Source organism: Streptomyces rishiriensis (assembly GCF_003112535.1).
GTDB lineage: Bacteria > Actinomycetota > Actinomycetes > Streptomycetales > Streptomycetaceae > Streptomyces > Streptomyces rishiriensis.
The window spans coordinates 62,421-83,938 of sequence record NZ_BEWA01000023.1 but is presented as its reverse complement, the minus strand read 5'-3'; the positions used below and the strand labels follow the sequence as shown (position 1 = coordinate 83,938).

Sequence of the window (21,518 nt, the reverse complement as noted above, 5' to 3'; positions counted from 1 at the left end):
CCTTCTCACCAGGGGTACGCCTGACCGCCCGTGCCGTGCTCAGCCGTCCTCGTGGTGCAGCAGGAGGAGCGCGATGTCGTCGGTGCGCTGCCCGATCGCCTTGCCCTTTCTCAGCAGCTCGTCGATCAGCAGCTCCAGATCGCGGTCGTCCGCCGCGGCGAAATGCCCCGCGAGGTCGGCGATGGAGTCGTCGAGATCGACGCCCGGAGTCTCGACCAGGCCGTCGGTGTAGAAGGCGAGCATCATGCCCGGCGTGATCGGGAACTCGGTGACGGGGAAGACGGCGTCGGGATCGATGCCGAGGAGCGGGCCGGGCATCAGCTCGACCGGCGCGGTGGTTCCGTCGGGGAGGCGCAGGAGGGGCGGCGGGTGACCGGCGCCGGCGAGGGTCACGCGTCGGCGGCCGAGGTCCAGGTGGGCGTAGAGGCAGCTGGTGAACAGGTCGGGCTCGAGGTCGGTGAGCAGCCGGTTGGTCCTGGCGAGCACCTGGTCGGGCGACGCGCCCAGCGTGGCGTGGGCGTAGACGCCGGTGCGGACCTGGCCCATCAGAGCGGCGGCGGCCACGTTGTGGCCCTGGACGTCGCCGATGACCGCGGCGGCCGCCGTGTCGCCCAGCCGGATCAGGTCGTAGAAGTCTCCCCCGATGTCCATGCCCCGGGTGGCGGGCACATAGCGGGCGGCGACCCGCAGACCGGCGATGCGGGGAAGGGTGCGCGGGAGCAGCGCCTGCTGCAGGCCGTGGGCGAGCTCCAGTTTGGTGTCGTACAGGCTGGCCCGGTCCAGGGCCTGGGCGACGAGCCCGGCCAGGGAGGTCAGAACGGCGCGTTCCTCGGCCGGGAACAGGTGGGGCTCCTCGTAGGACAGGACGCAGCATCCGACGGGCCGGCCGGAGATGATCAGCGGCAGGAACGCCCAGGCCTGCTTGCCGCTGACCTGCGGCGCGTCGGGATAGATGCGCCGCATCTCCTCGGGGTCGGCGAAGAACGCGGGGATGCCGCTGCCGAGGGCGCGTCCGGCCGGCGTGAAGTCGGTGTCGAGCGGCAGCCCGTCGAGACGCTCGATGGTCTCCCGGGTGTAGCCGCGATGGCCGGTGATCCGCAGCCGGCCGGCGTCGGCTCTGGACAGCACCAGGCCCTGGGCGCCGAAGGCCGGCATGATCTGGTCGGCGACCAGGTCGATGACGTCCTGGACGCCGACGACCTCGGTCAGGGCGGCCGCCAGGTGGGTGAGCTGGTAGAGCCGTCCGGCGCGGGCCGGTGCGACCGCGCGCGGGGAACGCACCGTCTCCCCGGCGGCCGGGGGCTGCTCACCGCTGGGGAGGATGCGGGCGCTGATGCCGCTGGCGTCGGGGTAGAGGTGGAAGTCGAGCCAGTGGCCCGGCGGGCGGCACGCGGTGAACGACACGGGCTCACGGCTGATCACCGCGGCCCGGTAGCGGTCCTCGTAGGTCGGGTCGTCGAGCCAGCGCAGGGACTGCCACGGCAGCGTTCCCAGCAGCAGTCCGGCGTCGCCGCCCAGCAGTTCGCAGGCGCCGGAGCTGAGGTAGGTGAAGCGTCCTTCCAGGTCCAGGGCGCAGCTGCCGCCGGGCAGCCGCTCGGCGAAGTCGGCGGCGGCCATCGCCGGACCCCGCGACCGGCCGGTCCCGGCGGCGACGACACGGGGACCGTCACGGACGTCCGGTCCCCGGCCGCGCGCGTCGGCGTCGTCCAGCAGCCGGGCGAGCCGACGGCAGCTGGACGCGATATTGCCCCTCTCCCGCGCGGTCATGTACGGCGGACGGGTGGCCGGCCAGATCAGCAGCAGCGAACCCCGGCGCCGGGCCCCGGAGACCGGCGCCGCGACCAACGCCAGCGGAAAGGGGAGCACCATCGCGGTGCGCGGGTAGGAGCGGGCCATCTGCTCCTGGCTGCCCACCCACACCATCCGGTCCTCGCGGACCGCCACGGCCACCGGCGCCGGAGCGGCCATCGGGACGCGGTTCCAGGGCGCGGCGAACTCGGCCGGCGCCCCGCACAGCAGGTCCAGGTACAGCAGCTGCTCGTCGGGCCCGAGGAGGAAGAGCGCGCCGACGGACGCGCCCGTGCGGCGCACCGTCTCCGCGAACTCGGCGTCCAGCTCGCCGTCGCCGACGGCCGGATCGCCCGCGCTGGTCACGAGGCACCTCCAGCATCGGGAGGGAGTGGTCTCCGGACGGCGGGAGCCGGCCGTGCGCTCCTCTCGGGGTCCGGCGCGGGCCCTCCGCTCCCCTCGGGGTGCGGCGCAGGCCCGCCGGACGCGACCGGCCTCGCCCCTACCAGGACGCTACGCCCGCGGCAGGAGGTCGGCACGCCGTCCGGCACGGACGCTTTCGGCGTGGCACGGCAAGGGAGTGCCGCCGGTGGCGTCGAGGGTCTCCGCCGTGCGGGGCCGCGCGGGCGCGCAATCCTGCGGCGGCGCCCATGGTCAGGCGCGTTCGGCGCGGACGACGACCAGCTCCTCGCGTTCCTCGGCGCCGTCCAGCAGACCCTGCTGGACGAGCCACCGCCTGCGTGAGCGCAGCACCGGACCGTGGGGCACGGCGGCCCGGTCGGCGACCGTGGCGCTCAGGCCGGCGTCCGCCAGCCGCTCCAGGGTGGCCCGGGTGCCGCACAGGCTGGAATGGACGAGCAGCAGCACCCCTCCGGGGTTCAGGACCGAGGGCGCCTCCGCGCAGATCCGGTCGATGAAGGCGCGGCCGTCCCGGCCCGCGTCCCAGGCGCGGGCGATACCGCGCCGCGGCAGCGTCACGTCGGGCGACGGCACATAGGGCGGATTGCTCACGACCAGGTCGTACGAGCGTCCCGGCACGGCGGCGGTGAGGTCGCCGCGCCGAAAACGGACCCGCTGGCCGGCCAGCAGGGCGTTGATCCGTGCGGTCAGCACGGCGAGCCGCGAGATGTCGACCGCCGTCACCCGGGCGCCCAGTCGCGCGGCCTGCACGGCGAGGGCCCCCGAGCCGGTGCCCAGGTCCAGGACCTCGGTGGTCGCGCCGATGTCCTCGCGGGACAGGGCGCGTGTCAGCAGCCTGGTGTCCCACTGCGGGGCGTACACGCCCGGCGGGGTGAAAGCCGGAACCCCGGGCTGGGGCGCCCATGCGTCCGCCGTCATCGCGTTCTCCGTTCGGCAGGGCGCCCCCACCTGGCGGGGCGCAGCTTTCCGCCACACTGGGTGCCCCGTCACGGGCGCTCCACACCCGCCTCTCGTGTCCCACCGGGAGGCGGGGCGGTGCGTTCGCATGCCGCCCCGGCACACTCGACGGCCCGTGCACGAAGTCGGGCTCACCCGCAGGTCGAGGGACGGTCGAGGGCCCTCTCCCCGGACGGTTGAGGGTCTTCTCCCCCTCTCCCGGTCCTCTCAAAGGCTCGTCAGGATCTGCGGGGCGAGATTCCTGATCATGGTGTTGGTCCAGCGCATCTGCCGCAGGGTCTGCGGATGGCACCGCGCGACCAGGGCCAGCAGACGTTCGTCCCGGCCTGCCTGTCCGGCCTGCGCGAGCATCTCCCAGTGCAGGGAGTTCTCCACGGCGCTCAGGTGCAGCTCCCGCAGGTCCCGCAGAAGCAGCAGGCCGGGCTCGGGCCGGTGGGCCATCGCCTCGGCGGTCTTCTCGCGCAGCGCGGACAGGACGCCGGCCGTGTGCGCTCCGGAGGAGCCGCCGAGGTGGACGCCCCGGGCGTCGGCGGTCTCGGCCAGGCGGAGGACATGACCGCGCGACCATGCGGCGAGGTCGATGGCCACGTGGCAGATCTCGTGCTCGGTGCGGTGCCGTTCGGCGACCGCGGTCAGCTGGCCGGCGAGATGCTTCTCGCCGTGGTGCAGGGTGCGCAGGATGAGGTTGACGCCGTTCACCGAATGTTTCTCCCGCCGGTGTCGTGGGACGCGTCGGTCGTCTCCGCGACGAGCGCGGCGGCCCCGCCGACGGTCGGCGGCGCCGCGTCGGTGCGGGAGGGCGCCGACGCCGTGGTCGTCGGTGCGGGCGCGTGGCGTCCGCGCGCGCGTTCGACCAGGCGCAGCGAGGCCGCGGCGGTCTTGAACAGCGGCTGCTTGGACGCCGGGTCCCAGTCGGTGACGGTCGTCTCGTTCGCCGCGCGTCCGGGTGTGCCGCCGCTCGGGCCGTAGCCGGCCGCGGTGTCCCAGTATCCGTAGTGGAAGGGCACGAACAGCAGGCCCGGCCGGATGTCGGTCACGCGCAGCCGGCCGCGCAGCGCGCCGCGGGGGGTGCCGACCTCGACCAGGTCGCCCTCTCCGAGTCCGAGCGCGGCCGCGTCGGAGACGGACGCCTCCACCCACACGTCCGGGGCGGCCGCGTTCAGCTGGGGCGCTCGCGCGGTCTTCGTCCGCGTGTGGAAGTGGTAGACGGTCCGGCCGGTGGTCAGCTGGAAGGGGTGGTCCACGTCGGGCGTCTCGTGCGGGGGCAGATAGGCGGCGGCTCTGATCACGGCCCTGCCGTCCGGGTTGAGGGAGCGGTACTCGACGGGCTCGTCCGGGGCGCCGGTCTCCAGATCCTTGCCGTAGCTCTCGCAGACGTCGGGATGCGCCCAGCCGACGCCGTCGGTGTAGAGGCGTGCCGTGCCGTCCGGGGCCTGCTCGTGGCAGGGCCACTGCACGCCGCTCGCGTCGCGGAGCCGGTCGTAGGTGATGCCGGTGTAGTCGCACGGCCGGCCGGCGCTGCAGCGTTTCCACGCCTCGAAGGCCGACTCCGGGTCGTGCCAGGTGATCAGCGGGCCGCCGTCCTTGTCCCGGAAGTCCATGCGGGCGGCGTAGTCCAGGAAGACGTCGAGGTCGGGCCGGGCCTCGCCGGGCGGTTCGACCGCCTTGACGGACAGGTGAACGGTGCGGTCGGCGTTGGTCGAGGCGCCGGTCTTCTCGCCCCAGGTCGCGGCGGGCAGCACCACGTCGGCCAGACGGGCGGTCTCGGTGCGGAACAGGTCCTGCACGACGACGAACAGACGCTCCTGCCGCAGGATCGAGCGCACGCGCGACAGCTCGGGCAGCGACACGGCCGGATTGGTGCCGCTGATCCAGAGCATGCGGATCGAGCCCTGCTCGGCGTAGCGGAAGATCTGCATCGCGTGGGTGGGCGGGGCGTGGTGCGGGATGCTCCCGGGCTCGACGTTCCACACCTTCGCCAGGTCGGCGACGTGAGCGTCGTTCCGCCAGTTGCGGAACCCGGGCAGGTCGCCGTCCGCGCCGCACTCGCGGGTGTTCTGGGCGGTGGGCTGCCCGTTCATCTGCAGCACGCCGGCGCCGGGCCGCCCGAGCATGCCGCGGATCAGATGCAGGTTGTTGATCTGGACGGCGGCAGCGGTGGCCTGGTGGGACTGGTAGACGCCCTGCAGGACCGTGGACAGCAGCCGGTCGGCGTCGCCGAGGACGTCGGCCGCCTCGCCGATCGACGCGGCGGGCACGTCGCAGATGCCCGCCGCCCACTGCGGGGTGCACTCCCGCACCCCGGACGCCAGCTCCTCGAAGCCGACGGTGTGCGCGGCGATGTACTCGTGGTCGACCCGGTCGGTGCGGATGATCTCGTGCAGGAGCGCGTTCAGCAGAGCCACGTTGGTGCCGGCTCGCGGGGCGAGGTGAACCGCCGCCCGTCGGGCCACCCGGGTGGGGCGCGGGTCGACGCACACCAGACGGGGCGGGTCGCCGCCCGCCAGGCGGTCGAGCAGCCGCATCCACTGCACGGGCTGCGTCTCGGCGATGTTGTGCCCGAACAGGGCGATCACGTCCGCGTGGTCGAAGTCGTCGTAGCAGCCCGGCTGGCCGTCGCAGCCGAAGGACTGCTTCAGCGCCTCGGCGGCGGTGGCGGTGCACAGGCGGGTGTTGCCGTCCAGGTGGTTGGTCCCGATGCCCGCCCGGGCCAGAACCGCGAGGGTGTAGTACTCCTCCAGATACAGCTGCCCGGAGGTGTAGAACCCGATCGACCCGGGTCCGCGTTCCTCCAGCAGCTCCCGTGAGCGGGCCACGATCCGGTCCATCGCGGTGTCCCAGTCGCACTCCACCAGACGCCCGCCCTCGCGGATCAGCGGCCTGGTCAGCCGGTCCTTCGACGCGTTCGCCTGCCAGCCGAAGAGGTCCTTGGGGCCCAGCCGGCCGCGGTTGACGCGGTCGTCCGCGCGGCCGCGCACACCGACCATGCGGCCGTCCACGACGGCGACGTCCATGGCGTCGCCGTCGGAGTGCAGGATCGAGGCGGTCTGCACCCACCGCTGCACCTGGTCCGGTGCGACGCCGGCTTCGAGATGGGAGTCCACGCGCGTGGGCCAGGGCCGGTGCCGGTCGTAGGGGGTACGTCCGCCCCACGGGTTCGCGATCCGGTCGACGGAAGCGTGAATGCCGGCCTCGTCCATACCGGCCTCGTCCGTGCCAGTCTCGTCCATGCCGGCCTCCTGGTGCCGCCGACGACGCCTGCGCGGCGACTGTCACCCGGTACCCATGGGAGCGATCACGTAACGGCGCCGTCGGCGGTGCGGGAGGAAGCCCGCCCGCGCACGACCTCACGCGTCTCCCCCGGATCCGCCATCGGAACCAATAGTTCCGGATATGGTGTTTTCGTGTGCAATCCTGCCCGCCCTCTGGGGAGGTCAAGCGATGGGCGCTCCTCACCGGGCGGACCGGGCCGTCGAACAGCCCTCGGGCGCCGTCGGGTACGCCGGTGTGCTGCGCGAGCTGCTGCCGATCGCGCTGTGGCGGGAGGACGCGCACGGACGCGTCGTGGAGTGGTCGCTGGCCGCCCAGGATCTGCTGGGGTTCCGGCCGCAGGACGTGCTCGACCGGTCGGCGTCCGCCCTGTTGGTCCCCGAGGGCAACCATGAGCTGGCCGACCAGCTCACCCATCGCGTCCAGGGCGGGGAAACGGTCGTCGGCACCCTGTCGGTGCGCCATCGCGACGGCCATCCGGTCACCATGGAGACCTGGATCGTGCCGGCCGCCGACTCCCAGGGCCGCCCCGGCGCCCTGCTGATCGCGGTGGAGACCTCCCAGGTCCTGCGCATGCGCGACTCCCTGGCGGCCCTGGAGAGCCTCTTCAGCCAGTCCCCCATCGGCCTGGCCACCCTCGGCCCCGATCTGCGCTTCCTGCGGGTCAACGACGCGCTCGCCCGGATGAACGGGGTCTCCGCCGCCGAGCATCTCGGCAGACGGCTGACGGAGGTCGTGCCCGGCGTCAACGCCCGGGCGCTGGAGAAGACGATGCAGGAGGTGCTGGACCGGGGCACGGCCGTCGTCGACGTCCGCCGCACCGGCCGGACCCCGGCGGACCCCGACCGGGAACGGACCTGGTCGTGCTCCTACGCCCCGCTGGTCGACGGCAGCGGCCGGACCCTGGGCCTGATCGCCTCCCTCATCGACATCACCGAGAGCCAGCAGGCCGAACACGACGCCGAGCGCGCCCGGCTCCGCTTCGCGCTCCTGGCGGAGGCCGGCACCCGTGTGGGCACCACCCTGGACCTGCGGCAGACCTCCGAGGAGATCGTGCGGATGCTGGTGCCCCAGCTCGCCGACTCCGCCGACGTGCAGCTCCTCGAGGACGCCAGGAGCCCCGACGAGTCCTCGGCCGCCACGCGCGGGGTGATCCGCCGGATGGCCGCCCTCTTCCCCGACCCGGCCGCCCCGACGGCGAGACTGCTCCCGGGCATGACCTCCCGGCTCGAGCGCGGCTCGCTCTACGAACGGGTCATCGCCGACGGCCGCCCCACCAACCTGTACCGGTCCGACGTCCCGGCGCTGATCCCCGACGCCCGCGCCGACGAGCTGCGCGCCTATCTCATGAGCCTCGGCTCCGCGCGGCTGGTCCCGCTGGTCGCCCGGGGCAAGGCGCTCGGCGCGGTCGTGGTGACCCGGCTCCGCAGCCGTGAGCCCTTCGACGAGCAGGACTGCGTGCTGATCGACGAGCTGGCGGCACGCGCCGCCCTCAACATCGACAACGCGCTGATGTACACCCGGCAGCGCGCGGCGGCCCTCACCCTGCAGCGCAGTCTGACCAACAGCGCGCTGCCCGCCGTCCCCGGCCTGGAACTGACGGGACGCTACCTGCCGGCCAGTGAACACGACGTCGGCGGCGACTGGTTCGACGTCATCGCGCTGCCCGAGGAGCGCACCGGACTCGTCATCGGCGACGTCATGGGGCACGGCATCCACGCCGCGGCGATCATGGGCCAGCTGCGTGCCGCCGTGCGCACTCTCGCCCGGCTCGGCATCGACCCCGCCGACATGCTCCGGTCACTCGACGCCCTCGTGGCCGACATGGGCGAGGACCAGCTGGCGACCTGCGTCTACGCCGTCCACGATCCCGCCACCGGCGGGTGCCTCGTCGCCCGGGCCGGCCATCCCCCGCCGGCCGTGATGCCCCCCGGCGGGGCGATCACCTTCCTCGACGGCTCGCCGGGGACTCCGCTGGGAACCGGGGGAGGGCAGTTCGCGGCCGAGGAGGTCCCGCTGCCGCCGGGCGGCCTGCTCGTCCTGTACACCGACGGGCTGATCGAGACCCGGGGCAGGGACCTCGATCAGGGGCTCGACCGGCTCGCACGGGCGCTGCGCCGCCCCGGCCGGTCGCTGACGGCGCTCTGCGACGCCGTCCTGGCGCAGATGCTGCCGCATCCGGCCCAGGACGACGTCGCCGTGCTGATGGCCCGGCCGCAGTGACCCCACGGCAACGTCCGCAGGGGCCTTCGCATCGACCTTCGCAAGAGCCTTCGTAACGACCTTGGGAATGGCCTCCGCGACGACGGCTGCGGCCGCACGAGAGCCACGCACCGGCATCGGAGCCGTGAACACGGGTACCCGAACGCCCGGGAGGTTCTCATGTTCGAAGCCGGTGACATCCGTGAATGGCGCGGTCATGACGTGGTCGATCCGCAGGGGCACAGGATCGGCGTCCTGGAGTCGGTCTACGTGGACACCGGGACGGACCGCCCTTCCTTCGCCACCGTGACCGTCGGCCTGCCCACCCGTCGCCGCCTGGTGTTCGTGCCGCTCACGGGAGCGACGGTGGGTCCGGGCTATCTGCGGGTCGTCCACGACAAGAACGCCGTGAAGAAGGCCCCGGCGATCGACGTCGACGGCGAACTGCCCGCCGAGGACGAGCCGAAGGTGTTCGCCCACTACGAACTGGACTACATGCCGGGCGTCGGCGGCGAACGACGCCTCGCCCGCCGCTGAGACGACGAGACCGCCGGGAGAGCCGATGAGCCTGTTCCTGTTCCTGATCCTCGCCGCCCTCGTCCTGGGCATCATCGGATTCGCGGCCCACGGGCTGTTCTACCTGCTGATCATCGGCGCGCTCGTGCTGCTGGCCGATCTGGTCTACGCCGCGGTCCGTTTCCGCCGCGGCGGGCGCAGGCACCGGCTGACCCGCTGACCCACCGACCCACTGACTGACGCACTGATTGGCTGACGATCCGGGTGCGGTGATCCGGAGCCCCTTCCCCCGCGCCCCCTGCATCCCTCGCACCCCTGCGTCGCTCGCACCCCTACGTCGCTCTTCCGCTCCCGCGTGCCTTGCATTGACGAAACGGAACGGCGTTCCGTAGATTAAACGGAGCGACGTTCCGCTTCGGGTTGTCCCGGGCCGGGCGCTCGCTTCTGCCCGCCACCCCGCCGTCGGCCTCCGCGTCCGGCGGCCGGGGAGGCCATCGAAGGGAACCCAGCACCATGAGTGAACCGGCCTTCTCAGCCGACGTCTTCAGCCCGCGCACCGCAGTCCTCTCGGTCAGCCCGGTCACGCTGCCGATTCCCGGCCGGCCCGTGGACCTGCAGCTCCGGATCACCGCGCCCGTCACCGGCGACGACCTGCCGGTCGTCCTCCTCTCGCACGGCCAGGGGTACTCCCACCACCTCTCCTCGCTCGACGGGTACGCCCCGCTCGCCCACTTCTGGGCGGCCCACGGCTTCGCCGTCATCCAGCCCACGCACCTGAGCTCCAGCACACTGACCCTGGCCCCCGACACCCCCGGAGCCCCCCTCTACTGGCGTTCACGGGCCGAGGACATGCGGCACGTCCTGGACCGGCTCGACGCGATCGAGGCCGCCGTCCCGCAACTGCCCGGACGCCTGGACCGCGACCGGGTGGCGGTCGCCGGGCACTCGATGGGCGGACACACCGCGAGCCTCCTGCTCGGCGCCCGCCTCACCGACCCCGACGACGGGACGGAGGTGAACCTGGCCGACCCCAGGATCAAGGCAGGCATCCTGCTCGCCGCGCCCGGCCGGGGCGGCGACGCCCTCACCGAGGCCGTGGCGCAGAACCTCGGCTTCCTGCGGACCACGGACTTCTCCACCATGACGACGCCGGCGCTGGTCGTCGCGGGCGACAAGGACGACTCCGCCCACCTGACCGTCAACGGGCCTGACTGGCACGCCGACCCCTACCTGCTGGCCCCCGGCCCCAAGACCCTGCTGACGCTCTTCGACGCGGAGCACGGCCTCGGCGGCGTCTCCGGGTACGACGTCGCCGAGACGACCGACGACAATCCCGCGCGGGTCAGCGCCGTCCAGCACCTGACGCTCGCCTATCTGCGCACCTCGCTCCATCCGGGCGACACCGCCTGGCAGACGGCACGCGACGCGCTCACCACCGGCCCGCACGCCGTCGGCCGCGTCGAGGCCAAGCAGAGGTAAGCCGAGCGGACCGAAGCCGAGCAGCCGATGCCGAGCAACCGAGCCGGACGGGCGGGCGCGTCATGCACCGTTCAGCGATGCCGCGGAACGAGCAGTACCGGCAGCGCGCGGTGACTGTTCATCAAGAAGCTCGGCATCGGCAGGAGCTCGTCCGGCCGGCAGGCGAGTTCCATGCGGGGGAAGCGGGCGAAGAGCGCGGCGAAGGCGCTCTCCGCCTCCACCGCGGCGAGCGGAGCGCCCATGCAGCGGTGCGGTCCGTGACCGAAGCCGAGGCTGTCGCGGTCCTTGCGCAGCAGGTCGAAGCGGTCGGCGTCCGGCCCGTGGCGCTCGGGGTCCCGGCCGCCGGCCGCGAAGGAGACGAGGACGGCCTCGCCCTTGCGGATCAGCACGCCGTCCAGGTCGATGTCCTCGACGGCGAACCGCATCGGCGAGTACGCCCCGGGGGTGTGCACGCGCATCGTCTCGGCGACCACGTCCTCCCAGGTCGCGCGGCCCTCCCGGACGTGTGCCAGCTGCTCGGGCGCGAGCAGCAGCGCCCCGATCGCGTTGGTGATCAGGGCGGCGGTGGTGTCCTGACCGCCGGCGATCATGAGGAAGAGGGTGCCCAGCAGTTCCTCCTCACTGAGCCGGTCGTCCTGGTCACGTGCCTGGATCAGCAGGGAGGTGAGGTCGTCGCCGGGCTCGGCCCGCTTGGCCTTCACCAGCTCCGACAGCCTGACGAAGGCCTCCAGCCGGGCCGCCTCGACCTCCTGACCGCTGATCGTCGTGCCGAACACCGTGTGCAGCGCCGTGCACAGGGCGTCGGTGTCCTCACCCTGCTCCACCCCGAACAGTTCGCAGATCACCCGCATCGGCAGCAGCTCCGCGAACCCGGTCCGCAGGTCCACCGGCTGCCCCTGCCCGCCCGACTCCGCGAGCGAGTCGACGAGTTCGGCCGCGATCTGCACGACCCGCGGCCGCATCGCCTCCGAGCGGCGCGCGGTGAACGCCCCGGCCACCAACCGGCGCAGCCGGGTGTGCGAGGCGCCGTACGCGAACAGCATGTTCTCGTTCGCCACCCACGGATACAGCGGCCAGTCCTCGGTGATCCGCCCCTCGATGAAGTCGGGCCAGTGCTGACGCGCGTCCTTCGACACCCTGGAGTCGGTGAGCAGCCGTTCCACGTACTGCTGCCGCACCACCGCCCAGGCCACCACTCCCCCGGGCAGCTCCACGCGGACGGCCGGTCCCTGGGAGCGCAGCATCGCTGCCTCGCCGGCGAGGTCACGCCCCGTCACGTCGAGGGCGTAAGGGCACGCAGTCGTATCCATGGTCGTACTCCCCGGTTTCGTCTTGCACAGGTCGGCCGGCCGCTTGCCGGGAGCCAGGGGCTCCCCCCGTCCCTCACGGGAACACACGACGGCGTCCCGGACAACCGTTCACCTCCCACCCCTCCCCGCACCGCGCCCCGCCCAACCCCCTCGCCCCACACGCCTCTCGCGCCCCAGCGCCGCCGCGCCTGATCCGCATCCCCCGAGCGTCGCCTCAGCCGCTCCGCGGCGGCCGGGCCACCGTCCCGCCCACGGCCCTCACCCCGTCGCCGCGGCCCTCACCCCACCGCCCGCGGCCTTCATCCCGCCGCCTGGGGCTGCGCCGTCCCCCAACCGGCCTGCACGGCCTCCTCGTAGACCCGGGCGCCCCGGTCCGGCGCGGTGTCCAGTTGCAGCAGCACCGCTGGCACAGCGACCCCCGCCATCAGGTGCCGCTGAAGGTCCGTCACCCGCTCCGGCAGATCCGCATGCCCCGTCATGATCTTGGAGAGCACCTGCACCCCGGTGAACGCGCCCACGAACATCCGCGCGGCCGCGTCGACGTCGACATGCGGCAGCAGCTCGCCCCGGTCCTTCGCCCGCCCCAGCAGTTCGGCGTTGCGCGCGATCCATCCGCGCATCGGCGCCTGCCGGTCCAGTCCGTCGCTGCGCGCGCCCTGGTCCACCGTGAGGCGGATGCTGCCCTGGACCAGCGGATCGCCCACCGACAGCAGATGAGCCAGGACGAACGCCTCGTCCAGCCCCTGCTGCAGCATCAACTCCCGCGTCGGCACAGCCGGGATCGCGCCCAGCTGGCTGGCCAGCACGGCCTGGGCGAGCTCCTCCTTCGAGGAGAAGTGAAAGTACAGCGCTCCCTTGGTCACGCCGGCCCGGGCGAGGATCTCCGAGATCGTCGCCGCTTCGTACCCGACCTCCGCGAACACCGCCGCGGCCGCGACGAGGACGGCCCGTCTCGTCCGCACGGCCCGTTCCTGCAGCGCCACGCCTTACCTCCGAGGTAGCTCCCGCGTTTCAGGCTCCGGAAAATATACTGACAGGTTTGTCCTGTGCCACCTTGCCGGGATCCGGACCGCGATCTCGCGTGGTCGCCGCCCGCATCCCACGTCACCGGCGCTGCGCGCCCTCACCGGGCGGAACGAGACACCTCCGCTCCCCGACTCCCACCGGGAACGGGGCCCCGGTTCTTCGCCCCTCCCCTGCTCATCAGGGAGAACTGCGGCACGGCGAAAGGACTTCCGGCACGGCCACCCCTCGAATCGCGCCATTCTCAGTAATGGTGTTTGCCGATTTCCGACTTGATAAGAAAACCGGGAGGTCCGTATCTTCTGGCTCACTGCGCATCCAGACGTCCAGCTTCCGGATCTGCGACCAACGGGGAGAGGGTCATGACCCTTCTGGCATTCCACAACACAGAGCGCCCCACCGGGCCGCACCGAGCCGACCCCGCCCCGGAACAGGCCGGCCGGACCTCGCCGCCGGACCCGCCCTCGGACCCGGCGGCGACACCGACAGCGGAAGCGGCAGCGGCACCGGCGGCGCAGGACCAGCACGCCGAGGACGCGGCGGGCCCCGAGGAGGCGCTCGCCCGTGAGCTGACCCGGCTGCTCTTCGACCAGGACGGCGACCGGGAACGGGTCCACGCACCCTGGCGGCGTCTCATAGCCCGGGACGCCTTCCGCCACCGGCCCGGTCTGACGCCCGGGCAACGGGCCGAGCAGTCCTACACCTGGCTGCGTCTGGTCAACGACACGCTCGACGACCCCGTGTCCCTCGCCACCGACCCGGCCCTGCTCACCGCCCTGCACGAATGGGCCGCCATCGTCGACGGGGGCGGTGGCCTCACCACCGTCGCGAGCATCCACTACAACCTCTTCCTCGGCAGCATCCTCGACCACGCAGACCACGCGTCGAGGGACCTCGGCGAGTACACCTCCCTCCGCCGTATCGGCACGTTCCTGTGCACCGAGCTCGACCACGGCAACGATGCCACCGCGCTGGAGACGATCGCCCGTCACGACCCCGCGACCGGCGGCTTCGTCCTGCACACCCCGCATCCGGGCGCCGCGAAGTTCATGCCCAACACCAGCGCCCTGGGCGGTCCGAAGGCGGCCGTCGTCGCCGCCCGCCTCCTCGTCGACGACCGTGACCACGGCATCTTCCTCTTCCTGGCGCCGCTCACCGACCGCGACGGCCCCCTCCCCCATGTCACGGTCGAGCCCCTCCCGCTCCGTCCGAACGCCCCCGTCGACCACTGCCTCACCTCCTTCGACCACCTCCCCCTGCCCGGCCGGGCCCTGCTCCAGGGCGAGCACGGCAGCCTCGGGGCCGACGGCGTCTTCGCCAGCAGCCTCGGCAACCGCCGCAAGCGGTTCCTGACGTCCATCGCGCGCGTCACCGCCGGGAAGCTCTGCATGAGCGCGGCGGCCGTCGGCGCCTCCCGCGCGGCGCTGGCCATCGCCGTGCGGTACGGCGACCAGCGCCAGGTCAGCGGGCCGCGGCCCGGCCAGCGCATCCCGGTGAACGCCCACCGCACCCACCACGGCAGGCTTCTGCAGGCCGTGGCCACCACCTATGCCATGACCCTGCTCCACCGGTCCCTGACCGCCGCGTGGGCCCGGCACACCCCCGACGACCGCGACCGCCTGGAGCGCCTCATCGCCCTGGCCAAGGCCTGGACCACCTGGCAGGCGCGCACCATCGCGCTCGAAGCGCGCGAACGCTGCGGCGCCCAGGGGCTGCTGCCCGCCAACCACCTCGCCGGGTTCCCCGAATACATCGAGGGGACCATCACGGCGGAGGGCGACAACCTGCTCATCTCCACCAAGGCGGCCGCCGAACTGCTGCACCAGCCGCCGGCCCCACCGGTCGCCGACCAGGGCCCTGCCCACCTCACGCAACCCCGCTTCCTGCGCAACCTGCTCGCCCACACCGAGCACGCCTTCCACGCCCAGGCCCGGCGCGCGCTGCGCAGCGGCCCCGCCCACGACCCCCAGGGCCGCTGGAACACCGCCTCGGGCCCCGCGCTCCAGCGGGCCCAGGTCCACACCGCCCTCCAGGCGGCCGACGCCCTGCTCACCGCTCTCGCCCGCACCGCCGACGAGCCCGTCCACGGCGTCCTCAGCGAGGTCACGGCCCTCTTCCTGCTCGGCCAACTCGCCCCGCACACCGGCCTCCTGCTGGCAGACGGCCACATCGCCGCGCATCACGTCCACGAGTTCCCCACCGCGGTCGACGACCTCACCCACCGTCTCCAGCCTCGTCTCGCCACCCTCACCCGCGCCTTCGACCATCCCTGCGAGTACCTCGACGCGCTGCCGCTGCTGCAGGGCGACGCCGGACCGCGCGGCGGCAGTTGAGAGCGCTCGCTGTCGTCCGTCATCGCTCTCGGCCGGTCCGCAGTCCCGTCGCCCTGCGCGCAGGAGAGAGCGCGACGCCCAGGGGGCTCGGGTGGCTCAGGTGGCGGTGTAGCCCAGTTGACGCCTCATGTAGGGGGTCATGAGGGTCTTGGCCTTGGCCAGCACGGAGGTCCGGCCGCCGAGCACGGCGCTCTCGCCGCCCGGCACGGGCAGCAGGGTCATGCCGTCGGCCGGGCCGAACGGCACGATGATCGGGGTGCGCCGCTGGGGCCGGTAGAGGCGGGCCTCCCTGCGGTGTCTGCCGGAACTGTGCAGATACGCACGGATGTTGTGGGCGGCGAGGTCGGCCTGGGCGAGCGCGGCGGGCGTGATCTTCAGTTCGGTGGCGTCGTTGACGTCGCCGACCGCGAAGACGTCGGGCCACCCCTGGACCCTGAGCCTGCGGTCGACCTTGACATGGCCGCTCGCGCTGAGCCAGTCGCCGTGTCCGGCCAGGCGCAGCCAGAGCGTGTTCGGGGTGGTGCCCGTGGCCCAGAAGGAGACATCGGCTTCGATGACTTCGCCGCGCGCGTCGCGGTAGGTGCCGAAGTCGTTGCCCGGGGAGATGAACGAGTCGAGGCGGACCTCCACGTCGTGCGACTCGAGCCAGTCGAGCGCCTTGCGGCCGGCCCGTTCGCTGCCGGTGGCGTGCAGCAGGGTCGGTCCGGCGTGGGCGAGGGTGACCCGCGCCTGCGGCCGGGCCAGCCGGATCTCCGCGCTGAGTTCGACGCCCGAGGGGCCGCCGCCGACCACCAGGACGTGCTGGGCGGCGGCGACCTTGCGCTGGTGGGCGGCGAACGACTCGATCGTCTCCTCGGCGGTGACGCCGGTGAAGCGCGCCGGTTCGGGGTAGTCGGCGCCCGACGCGATGACGACCACGTCGTAGGGGAGCCGCTCGCCCGTCGCCAGGACGACCTGCCGTGCGGCGGTGTCGATGGTCACGGCCTTGCCGACCACCATCCGGCCGTCGCGCAGCAGTCGGTCGTAGGGGATGAAGGGGGTGACCGACCACTCGGGGCGCACACCGGCCCGGAGGGAGGCGATGCGGTGGAAGAAGACCTCCTTGCGGTCCACCAGCGTGACCCGCGCCGTCGGGTCGAGCCGTTTGGCCAGGCGGACGCCCGCATAGCCGCCGCCGATCACCACTACGTCGCCGTCGCGCACGCGCGTCTCCTGTGCAGGGGGTGCATGGGGGGAGAGCGAGCGGCGCGGCGGGGGGTATCCTCGACCGCTCGAACTGGCGACGAGCGTATCGCTTGAAGTCTCAAGTTCACCCGGCGAGGTGTGCACATTCGGTGAAGCTGGACCCGTGGGTCGCGCTTCAGCCGAACTGGCCCGGCTGGTAGTCGCCCGCGGGCTGACGGGCGATGACGTTCAGTCGGTTGAAGGCGTTGATGACGGCGATGGTCGCCACCAGGGCGGTGAGCTGGTCCTCGTCGTAGTGCTCGGCGGCGTTCGCCCACACCTCGTCGGGGACGCCTCCGGCCGCGTCCGCGATACGGGTGCCCTCTTCCGTCAGCTCCAGGGCGGCCCGCTCGGCGTCGGTGAACACCGTGGCCTCGCGCCAGGCCGCGACCAGGTGGAGACGCACCGAGCTCTCCCCCGCGTGTGCGGCGTCCTTGGCGTGCATGTCGGTGCAGAAGCCGCAGCCGTTGATCTGGCTCGCGCGCAGCAGCACGAGATCCCGGGTCGTGGCCGGCAACGTCGAGCCCGAGACGGCCTTGCCCGCCGCGGTGAAGTGCTTCAGGAGGGTGGACCCGAGCGGATTGCCGAAGAGGTTGAGACGCGCTTCCATGATGATCTCCTAGCCGTGTCGACGCTTGCACAGCACTGACGGAACGTCCCGGCGGAATGTGACGTACGCCAGAGCCCGAGGAACCAGACCCGGGCGGCCCGTGCGGGAGCTTCCCGTCCTGACGCCGACGGCCCGTCGGGCGCGGCTCGGCGCGCCTCGCCCGACGGGCCCCGCGTCATGACCCGCACCCGCCCACGCGCCGGGTGCTCAGCGCCACGTCGTCCATGCGGAGGTCGTACGAGGAGGGTGTGGGGTCGGCCTGGTACAGCTGCCAGCCGAGCTTGAGCGTGTCGAAGCGCGGGAAGACGAAGTCGTCCGCCGTGCCGCCGTGCTCCTTCGTGGAGACCGTCAGGTCGGACTGCTCGACGCCGTCCTGATACACGGTGACGCGGTTGTCCGCTGCGTCGAGGTGGAACTCGACGCAGCTCCAGACGGCGGCCGTGGCGGGGGCGGAGGTCTTCCAGGCGGTCCAGTCGCCGGTGGGGCCCAGATCGGAGCCGACCCCCCGGAAGTTCGCCCGCGAGGTGGGCACGTACTGGCCGCCCAACGGGCGTACCAGCGTGGGGGCGTCGGAGCCGGACGCCTCGGCGATGGTCCAGTGCGCCCAGTCGGGGGCCGTGGGGAGCCGGTCCACCCGCAGTCGCAGACGGGCCCAGAAACTGTTCGCGGCGGGTGCGAGGCCGGAGAGCACGAGGAAGGCGTGCCCGTTGCCCTCGGTGCGGAGCCGCAGTTCGCGGCCGTGGCCGGTGGAGCTCGGTTCGACGGTCAGCGAACCGTCCCGGACGTCGGTGGTCCAGCCGCGTCCCGCGGTGACCGGGCCGAGCGGGAGACGGTCGAAGCCCTCCCGGACGAAGGGGGCGTGCGGGGCGGGGAACGCCGAGGCGGTGGGGGTGTGCGCGCCGGCGGGACCGGCCGAGGCGGTGGGGGATGTCGCGAGCAGCGCGGCCGTCGCGGCGGACAGCGCGGCGGCGAACTTCCTCATGCGTGTCATGAGCACAGTCTGCCGCACACGCCACCGCGGTCAGCCGACCCGGTCCCCCAACGTCGCTTCAGGAGCGGCCAGTTGGGACGCCGAGGTTGCGGCGGGGACCGGTTTGCGGATCAGCAGCAGCGCAGCGTCGTCGTGCAGGCGACCCCCGACGTGCGCCAGCAGTTCGTCGTGGATCGCGCCGAGCGTGCGCGACGGCTCGTCGGACAGATGGCGCGCGAGGCCTTCGCCGAGCGGGTAGAAGGCGCGGTCGCGGTCCCGCGCCTCGATGACGCCGTCGGTGTAGAGGAGCAGCTGGTCGCCGTCCGCGAAGGTCAGCTCCTGCAGGCCGGGAGTCTGGTCGGTCAGCGCGCGCAGTCCGAGGGGCGGGGCCGGCGGGACGGGCTCCACCGCCTCGATCTCCTTCGACGCGCGCACCAGCAGAGGCGGCGCGTGTCCGCAGTTCACCACTTCCAGCAGTCCGGGCCGGGGGCACCCGGCGATCACGGCGGTGACGAAGTCGTCGGCCCCGAGGTTGCGCGCGAGACTCCGCTCGATCCGGTCGACGACGGCGAGCAGATCGGGTTCGTCATAGGCGGCCTCACGGAAGACGCCGAGGACGAGCGCCGCGGTGCCCACCGCAGGCAGCCCCTTGCCGCGCACGTCCCCCACGATCAGCCGTACGCCGTACGGAGTGGGCACCAGCGCGTAGAGGTCCCCGCCGATCCTGGCCTCCGCGGCCGCCGCGCTGTAGCGGACGGCCGCCTCGAAGGGGCCGACCGTCGCCGGCACCGGCTTGAGCAGCGCGTGCTGCGCGGCCTCGGCGACCGACCGGACGTCCGCGAGGACCCGCTCCCGACGCGAGCGCAGGGCGCCGGCCAGGGCGCTCGCCGAGGTGACGGCGAGCAGGGCGGCCGGCACGGCCGCCAGCTCGGCCCCGGAGGCGCCGTCGCGGGCGCCGAGCGCCACGCCGAGGCCCGCGGCGAGCAGGCCCACACCGAGGACGCCGCGCGGGCCGTCCGTGCTGGCGGCCAGCGCGGGCCCCGCCGCCAGCAGCGGCAGCCAGGTCGCCCCGGCTCCGCCGAGGAGGATGACGAGCCCGATGACAAGAGTGATCAGTAGGGGCAGGAGCGGGCCTGCCGCCGCCGCCCGGAGTCCGAACAGCCGCGTCGGGCGGTGGTCGCCGTCATGGTTGCGGGCCTGGCTCATGCTGGTCCGTCATCCTCACCTGTGCGCCGGGAACTACCGAAATGTCCGCTTCCCTTAGGAAACGGGGTCGGCGCGGCAGCTCACAAGGATCAGGTTTTCAGATAGTGAACGATCAGCCGGTGAGCGAAAGGCTCCTGGTCACGCGGCCGGCGGTCGGGAGGAGCCGGGCGCGTACCTGCTCGAGCCGGGGCAGTCGGTCCGCCGGCAGGGAGACGCCGAGCGAGCCGAGGATGTCGCCGCTGTAGACGGGCACGGCCACGCAGACCGTGCCGAGGGCGTACTCCTCCAGGTCCGTGACCGCGGGGGCCACGGGGGAGGCGTCCAGCTGCCGCAGGAGCTCGGGGGCGCTGGTGATGGTTCTCGGCGTGAGGTCGGCGAGGCGGTGCCGGGAGAGGTAATCCCTGCGGGCGTCGTCGTCCAGCTCACGCAGAACGGACTTGCCGAGCGCGGTGGCGTGCCCGGCGTCCTCGAATCCGACCCACAGGTCGACGCGGGGCGTGCGGGGGCCGTCGACGATCTCCGCGACCCTGATCTCGCCCTCCTCGTAGAAGGTGAGGTAGGCGGCGGTCGCGAGCTCGTCGCGCAGCGCGGCGAGCGTGGGGCGGACCCGGCTGAGCAGCGCCTGTGCGCGACCCGCGGTGTGCAGGGTCTGCACCCTGTCCCCCAGGATGAACCCGCCGTCCTGGAGTTTGCGCAGGTAGCCGTCGTGGACCAGGGTGCGCAGCAGATGGTAGGCGGTGGCGAGGGGCAGATCCGCCTCACGTGCCAGCTGTTTCGCCGGCGCGCCGTTGTCGTGCGCGCTCACCGCCTCCAGCAGGCGGAAGGCTCGCTGTACGGAGGCGATCAGCGTGGGGCCGTCCCGCGCGTTCATACGAACAGCGTGCGCCGACCGCCCGGCGCAGGCAACACCCGAGCGACGGACACGCCGCGACGCACACTGCGGCGACGCGAGCGCGGGGCTCCGCGCTCGAGGGGCCGGGACGCCGGTGGCCGGGTCGGCGCGGCGCTTCCGGGCGGCCTCGCCGGGGCGGTCCGTGGTCCGCACGCCGGGCGAGGGAGGATGGGGCCATGAGCGTAGTGAAGATCAACGTACTGACCGTCCCTGCGGAGCAGCGGGAGACCCTCGAGAAGCGGTTCGCCGCACGGGCCGACGCCGTCGGGGACTCCGACGGTTTCGAGTGGTTCGAGCTGCTCCGCCCGGTCGAGGGCACCGACACCTACCTCGTCTACACGCGCTGGCGGGACGAGGAGTCGTTCCAGGCGTGGCTCGGAGGCTCGATGAAGGCGGCGCACGGGGGCGGCGCGGAGGGGGAACGCCCCAAGCCGGCGGCATCGGCTTCCACCCTGTGGTCCTTCGAGGTGGCACAGCAGGCGGCGCCCAAGGGCGCGTAGCGCGCGACCTGGGGCCTGCGGCCGGGCCCGCACGGACCGCTGCCGGTCGATGCCCGTCGTTGCCCGTCGATGTGTCCGTCGTTGCCGTGTGCCGGAGGGGCGGGCCGGCACACGGGGGCGCCGGCCGTCCTCCGCGTCCGGCGGCCGCCTCCGTACGGTGCCGTGCCGCCGTTCCGGGCGGCCTCGGCAGCGTCGGCGCCGCGCCCGTCGGGAAGGTCTCCGGGCACAGGCACCCAGGCCCGGCAGGCCCGGCACCCGGCGGTCGCCGGTGCGGGGCCGTCCTCACCGGACCTCCGCCCTCAGTTCGTCAGAGTCTCCAGGTTCGCCCACACCGCGTTGCCGCCGGTCAGTCTCGAACGGTCGACGCCCCAGGTCCGGGCGAGCTGCTCCACGAGGAGAAGCCCGCGTCCGCCCTCGTCGTCCGGGCCGGGCTCGCAGCGGGGCAGGACGCGGCCCGAACGGTCCTGGTCGTGCACCTCCAGGCGCAGACATCCCACGCCGAGCAGCCCGACCCCGCACAGGAACCGGGTGCCGAGCGCGTGCCGTACGGCGTTGGTGGCCAGCTCGGACACGAGCAGGACGGCGTCCGCGCACAGCTCGCCGGGCAGCCGCCACGCCGTCAGCCGCGCGTCCATCGAGCGGCGGGCCACCGAGACGCTGGAACGGTGGGCGGGGAGTTCGAGCCAGTGCGTGCGATCCGGACTCCAGGTGTCCAACGGCTGGGGAGAAGTCGTGTGGGGGGACACGGTGGACGCCTTCCGTGGGGGGCGGGAGCAGCAGCCAAAGGCGGGGGAAGGTGAGCAAGGGGCCGAGGAGGA

18 protein-coding genes are annotated in these 21,518 nt (G+C 73.2%); 6 read left to right on the top strand and 12 right to left on the bottom strand.

Annotation, left to right across the window (positions count from 1 at the left end):
- Positions 1-39: 39 nt before the first annotated feature.
- From Sri02f_RS33910 to Sri02f_RS33895, 4 genes are all read right to left on the bottom strand, one after another.
- On the bottom strand, positions 40-2,154 hold the full coding sequence (locus tag Sri02f_RS33910) for a PP2C family protein-serine/threonine phosphatase (protein ID WP_109005160.1): 2,115 nt from the start codon (positions 2,152-2,154) through the stop codon (positions 40-42).
- A gap of 288 nt (positions 2,155-2,442) precedes the next feature.
- Entirely contained in the window at positions 2,443-3,126 is a 684-nt protein-coding gene (locus Sri02f_RS33905; RefSeq protein ID WP_109005159.1) for a HemK2/MTQ2 family protein methyltransferase, read from the bottom strand.
- Between the two features lie 246 nt (positions 3,127-3,372).
- Complete coding sequence (locus Sri02f_RS33900; protein WP_109005158.1) at positions 3,373-3,864, bottom strand: hypothetical protein; 492 nt, start codon at positions 3,862-3,864, stop codon at positions 3,373-3,375.
- Positions 3,861-6,395 (bottom strand): molybdopterin oxidoreductase family protein, encoded by a 2,535-nt coding sequence (locus tag Sri02f_RS33895; protein ID WP_373865149.1) that lies wholly within the window; start codon positions 6,393-6,395, stop codon positions 3,861-3,863. Before Sri02f_RS33895 ends, Sri02f_RS33900 begins: the two co-directional genes overlap by 4 nt.
- Positions 6,396-6,606: 211 nt before the next feature.
- On the opposite strand from Sri02f_RS33895, the gene Sri02f_RS33890 reads away from it, so the two are divergent.
- From Sri02f_RS33890 to Sri02f_RS33880, 4 genes are all read left to right on the top strand, one after another.
- Positions 6,607-8,658 (top strand): SpoIIE family protein phosphatase, encoded by a 2,052-nt coding sequence (locus tag Sri02f_RS33890; RefSeq protein ID WP_109005157.1) that lies wholly within the window; start codon positions 6,607-6,609, stop codon positions 8,656-8,658.
- A gap of 159 nt (positions 8,659-8,817) precedes the next feature.
- Entirely contained in the window at positions 8,818-9,174 is a 357-nt protein-coding gene (locus tag Sri02f_RS33885; RefSeq protein ID WP_109005156.1) for a PRC-barrel domain-containing protein, read from the top strand.
- Positions 9,175-9,199: 25 nt separating this feature from the next.
- Complete coding sequence (locus tag Sri02f_RS41895) at positions 9,200-9,373, top strand: hypothetical protein (RefSeq protein ID WP_167467676.1); 174 nt, start codon at positions 9,200-9,202, stop codon at positions 9,371-9,373.
- 293 nt (positions 9,374-9,666) lie between these two features.
- Complete coding sequence (locus tag Sri02f_RS33880; RefSeq protein ID WP_109005155.1) at positions 9,667-10,632, top strand: alpha/beta hydrolase family protein; 966 nt, start codon at positions 9,667-9,669, stop codon at positions 10,630-10,632.
- A 71-nt stretch (positions 10,633-10,703) separates the two neighbouring features.
- Here the strand turns inward: Sri02f_RS33880 and Sri02f_RS33875 are convergent, their stop codons facing one another.
- Positions 10,704-11,942, bottom strand: a complete 1,239-nt coding sequence (locus Sri02f_RS33875; protein WP_109005154.1) for a cytochrome P450 family protein — start codon at positions 11,940-11,942, stop codon at positions 10,704-10,706.
- Positions 11,943-12,241: 299 nt separating this feature from the next.
- Positions 12,242-12,925 (bottom strand): ScbR family autoregulator-binding transcription factor, encoded by a 684-nt coding sequence (locus Sri02f_RS33870; RefSeq protein WP_109005153.1) that lies wholly within the window; start codon positions 12,923-12,925, stop codon positions 12,242-12,244.
- A gap of 402 nt (positions 12,926-13,327) precedes the next feature.
- Between Sri02f_RS33870 and Sri02f_RS33865 the strand changes: the two genes are divergently transcribed.
- Positions 13,328-15,298, top strand: a complete 1,971-nt coding sequence (locus Sri02f_RS33865; protein WP_218029916.1) for an acyl-CoA dehydrogenase family protein — start codon at positions 13,328-13,330, stop codon at positions 15,296-15,298.
- 96 nt (positions 15,299-15,394) lie between these two features.
- Here Sri02f_RS33865 and Sri02f_RS33860 read toward each other — a convergent pair whose 3' ends face one another.
- The 5 genes from Sri02f_RS33860 to Sri02f_RS33840 form a co-directional block, all read right to left on the bottom strand.
- Entirely contained in the window at positions 15,395-16,501 is a 1,107-nt protein-coding gene (locus tag Sri02f_RS33860; protein ID WP_109005152.1) for an NAD(P)/FAD-dependent oxidoreductase, read from the bottom strand.
- 157 nt (positions 16,502-16,658) lie between these two features.
- Positions 16,659-17,132, bottom strand: a complete 474-nt coding sequence (locus Sri02f_RS33855; protein ID WP_109005151.1) for a carboxymuconolactone decarboxylase family protein — start codon at positions 17,130-17,132, stop codon at positions 16,659-16,661.
- A 175-nt stretch (positions 17,133-17,307) separates the two neighbouring features.
- Positions 17,308-18,123: a hypothetical protein gene (locus tag Sri02f_RS33850; protein WP_109005150.1), complete on the bottom strand. Its 816-nt coding sequence runs from the start codon at positions 18,121-18,123 to the stop codon at positions 17,308-17,310.
- 30 nt (positions 18,124-18,153) lie between these two features.
- A complete protein-coding gene (locus tag Sri02f_RS33845) occupies positions 18,154-19,308 on the bottom strand; it encodes a PP2C family protein-serine/threonine phosphatase (protein WP_109005149.1) in 1,155 nt (384 codons plus the stop codon).
- A 112-nt stretch (positions 19,309-19,420) separates the two neighbouring features.
- Positions 19,421-20,179, bottom strand: coding sequence for an IclR family transcriptional regulator (locus tag Sri02f_RS33840; RefSeq protein WP_109005148.1), 759 nt, complete (start codon positions 20,177-20,179; stop codon positions 19,421-19,423).
- Positions 20,180-20,376: 197 nt separating this feature from the next.
- Here Sri02f_RS33840 and Sri02f_RS33835 point away from each other — a divergent pair, with 197 nt between their 5' ends.
- Positions 20,377-20,700, top strand: a complete 324-nt coding sequence (locus tag Sri02f_RS33835; protein ID WP_109005147.1) for an antibiotic biosynthesis monooxygenase family protein — start codon at positions 20,377-20,379, stop codon at positions 20,698-20,700.
- A gap of 299 nt (positions 20,701-20,999) precedes the next feature.
- Here the strand turns inward: Sri02f_RS33835 and Sri02f_RS33830 are convergent, their stop codons facing one another.
- Entirely contained in the window at positions 21,000-21,446 is a 447-nt protein-coding gene (locus Sri02f_RS33830; protein ID WP_109005146.1) for an ATP-binding protein, read from the bottom strand.
- Positions 21,447-21,518: the final 72 nt, after the last annotated feature.

Bases quoted from the DNA above. Each gene is read 5' to 3' on its own strand.
- Sri02f_RS33905 (WP_109005159.1), bottom strand. From the start codon at position 3,126: ATGACGGCGGACGCATGGGCGCCCCAGCCCGGGGTTCCGGCTTTCACC.
- Sri02f_RS33895 (WP_373865149.1), bottom strand. From the start codon at position 6,395: ATGGACGAGACTGGCACGGACGAGGCCGGTATGGACGAGGCCGGCATT.
- Sri02f_RS33890 (WP_109005157.1), top strand. From the start codon at position 6,607: ATGGGCGCTCCTCACCGGGCGGACCGGGCCGTCGAACAGCCCTCGGGC.
- Sri02f_RS33885 (WP_109005156.1), top strand. From the start codon at position 8,818: ATGTTCGAAGCCGGTGACATCCGTGAATGGCGCGGTCATGACGTGGTC.
- Sri02f_RS41895 (WP_167467676.1), top strand. From the start codon at position 9,200: ATGAGCCTGTTCCTGTTCCTGATCCTCGCCGCCCTCGTCCTGGGCATC.
- Sri02f_RS33880 (WP_109005155.1), top strand. From the start codon at position 9,667: ATGAGTGAACCGGCCTTCTCAGCCGACGTCTTCAGCCCGCGCACCGCA.
- Sri02f_RS33875 (WP_109005154.1), bottom strand. From the start codon at position 11,942: ATGGATACGACTGCGTGCCCTTACGCCCTCGACGTGACGGGGCGTGAC.
- Sri02f_RS33865 (WP_218029916.1), top strand. From the start codon at position 13,328: ATGACCCTTCTGGCATTCCACAACACAGAGCGCCCCACCGGGCCGCAC.
- Sri02f_RS33855 (WP_109005151.1), bottom strand. From the start codon at position 17,132: ATGGAAGCGCGTCTCAACCTCTTCGGCAATCCGCTCGGGTCCACCCTC.
- Sri02f_RS33850 (WP_109005150.1), bottom strand. From the start codon at position 18,123: ATGACACGCATGAGGAAGTTCGCCGCCGCGCTGTCCGCCGCGACGGCC.
- Sri02f_RS33845 (WP_109005149.1), bottom strand. From the start codon at position 19,308: ATGAGCCAGGCCCGCAACCATGACGGCGACCACCGCCCGACGCGGCTG.
- Sri02f_RS33840 (WP_109005148.1), bottom strand. From the start codon at position 20,179: ATGAACGCGCGGGACGGCCCCACGCTGATCGCCTCCGTACAGCGAGCC.
- Sri02f_RS33835 (WP_109005147.1), top strand. From the start codon at position 20,377: ATGAGCGTAGTGAAGATCAACGTACTGACCGTCCCTGCGGAGCAGCGG.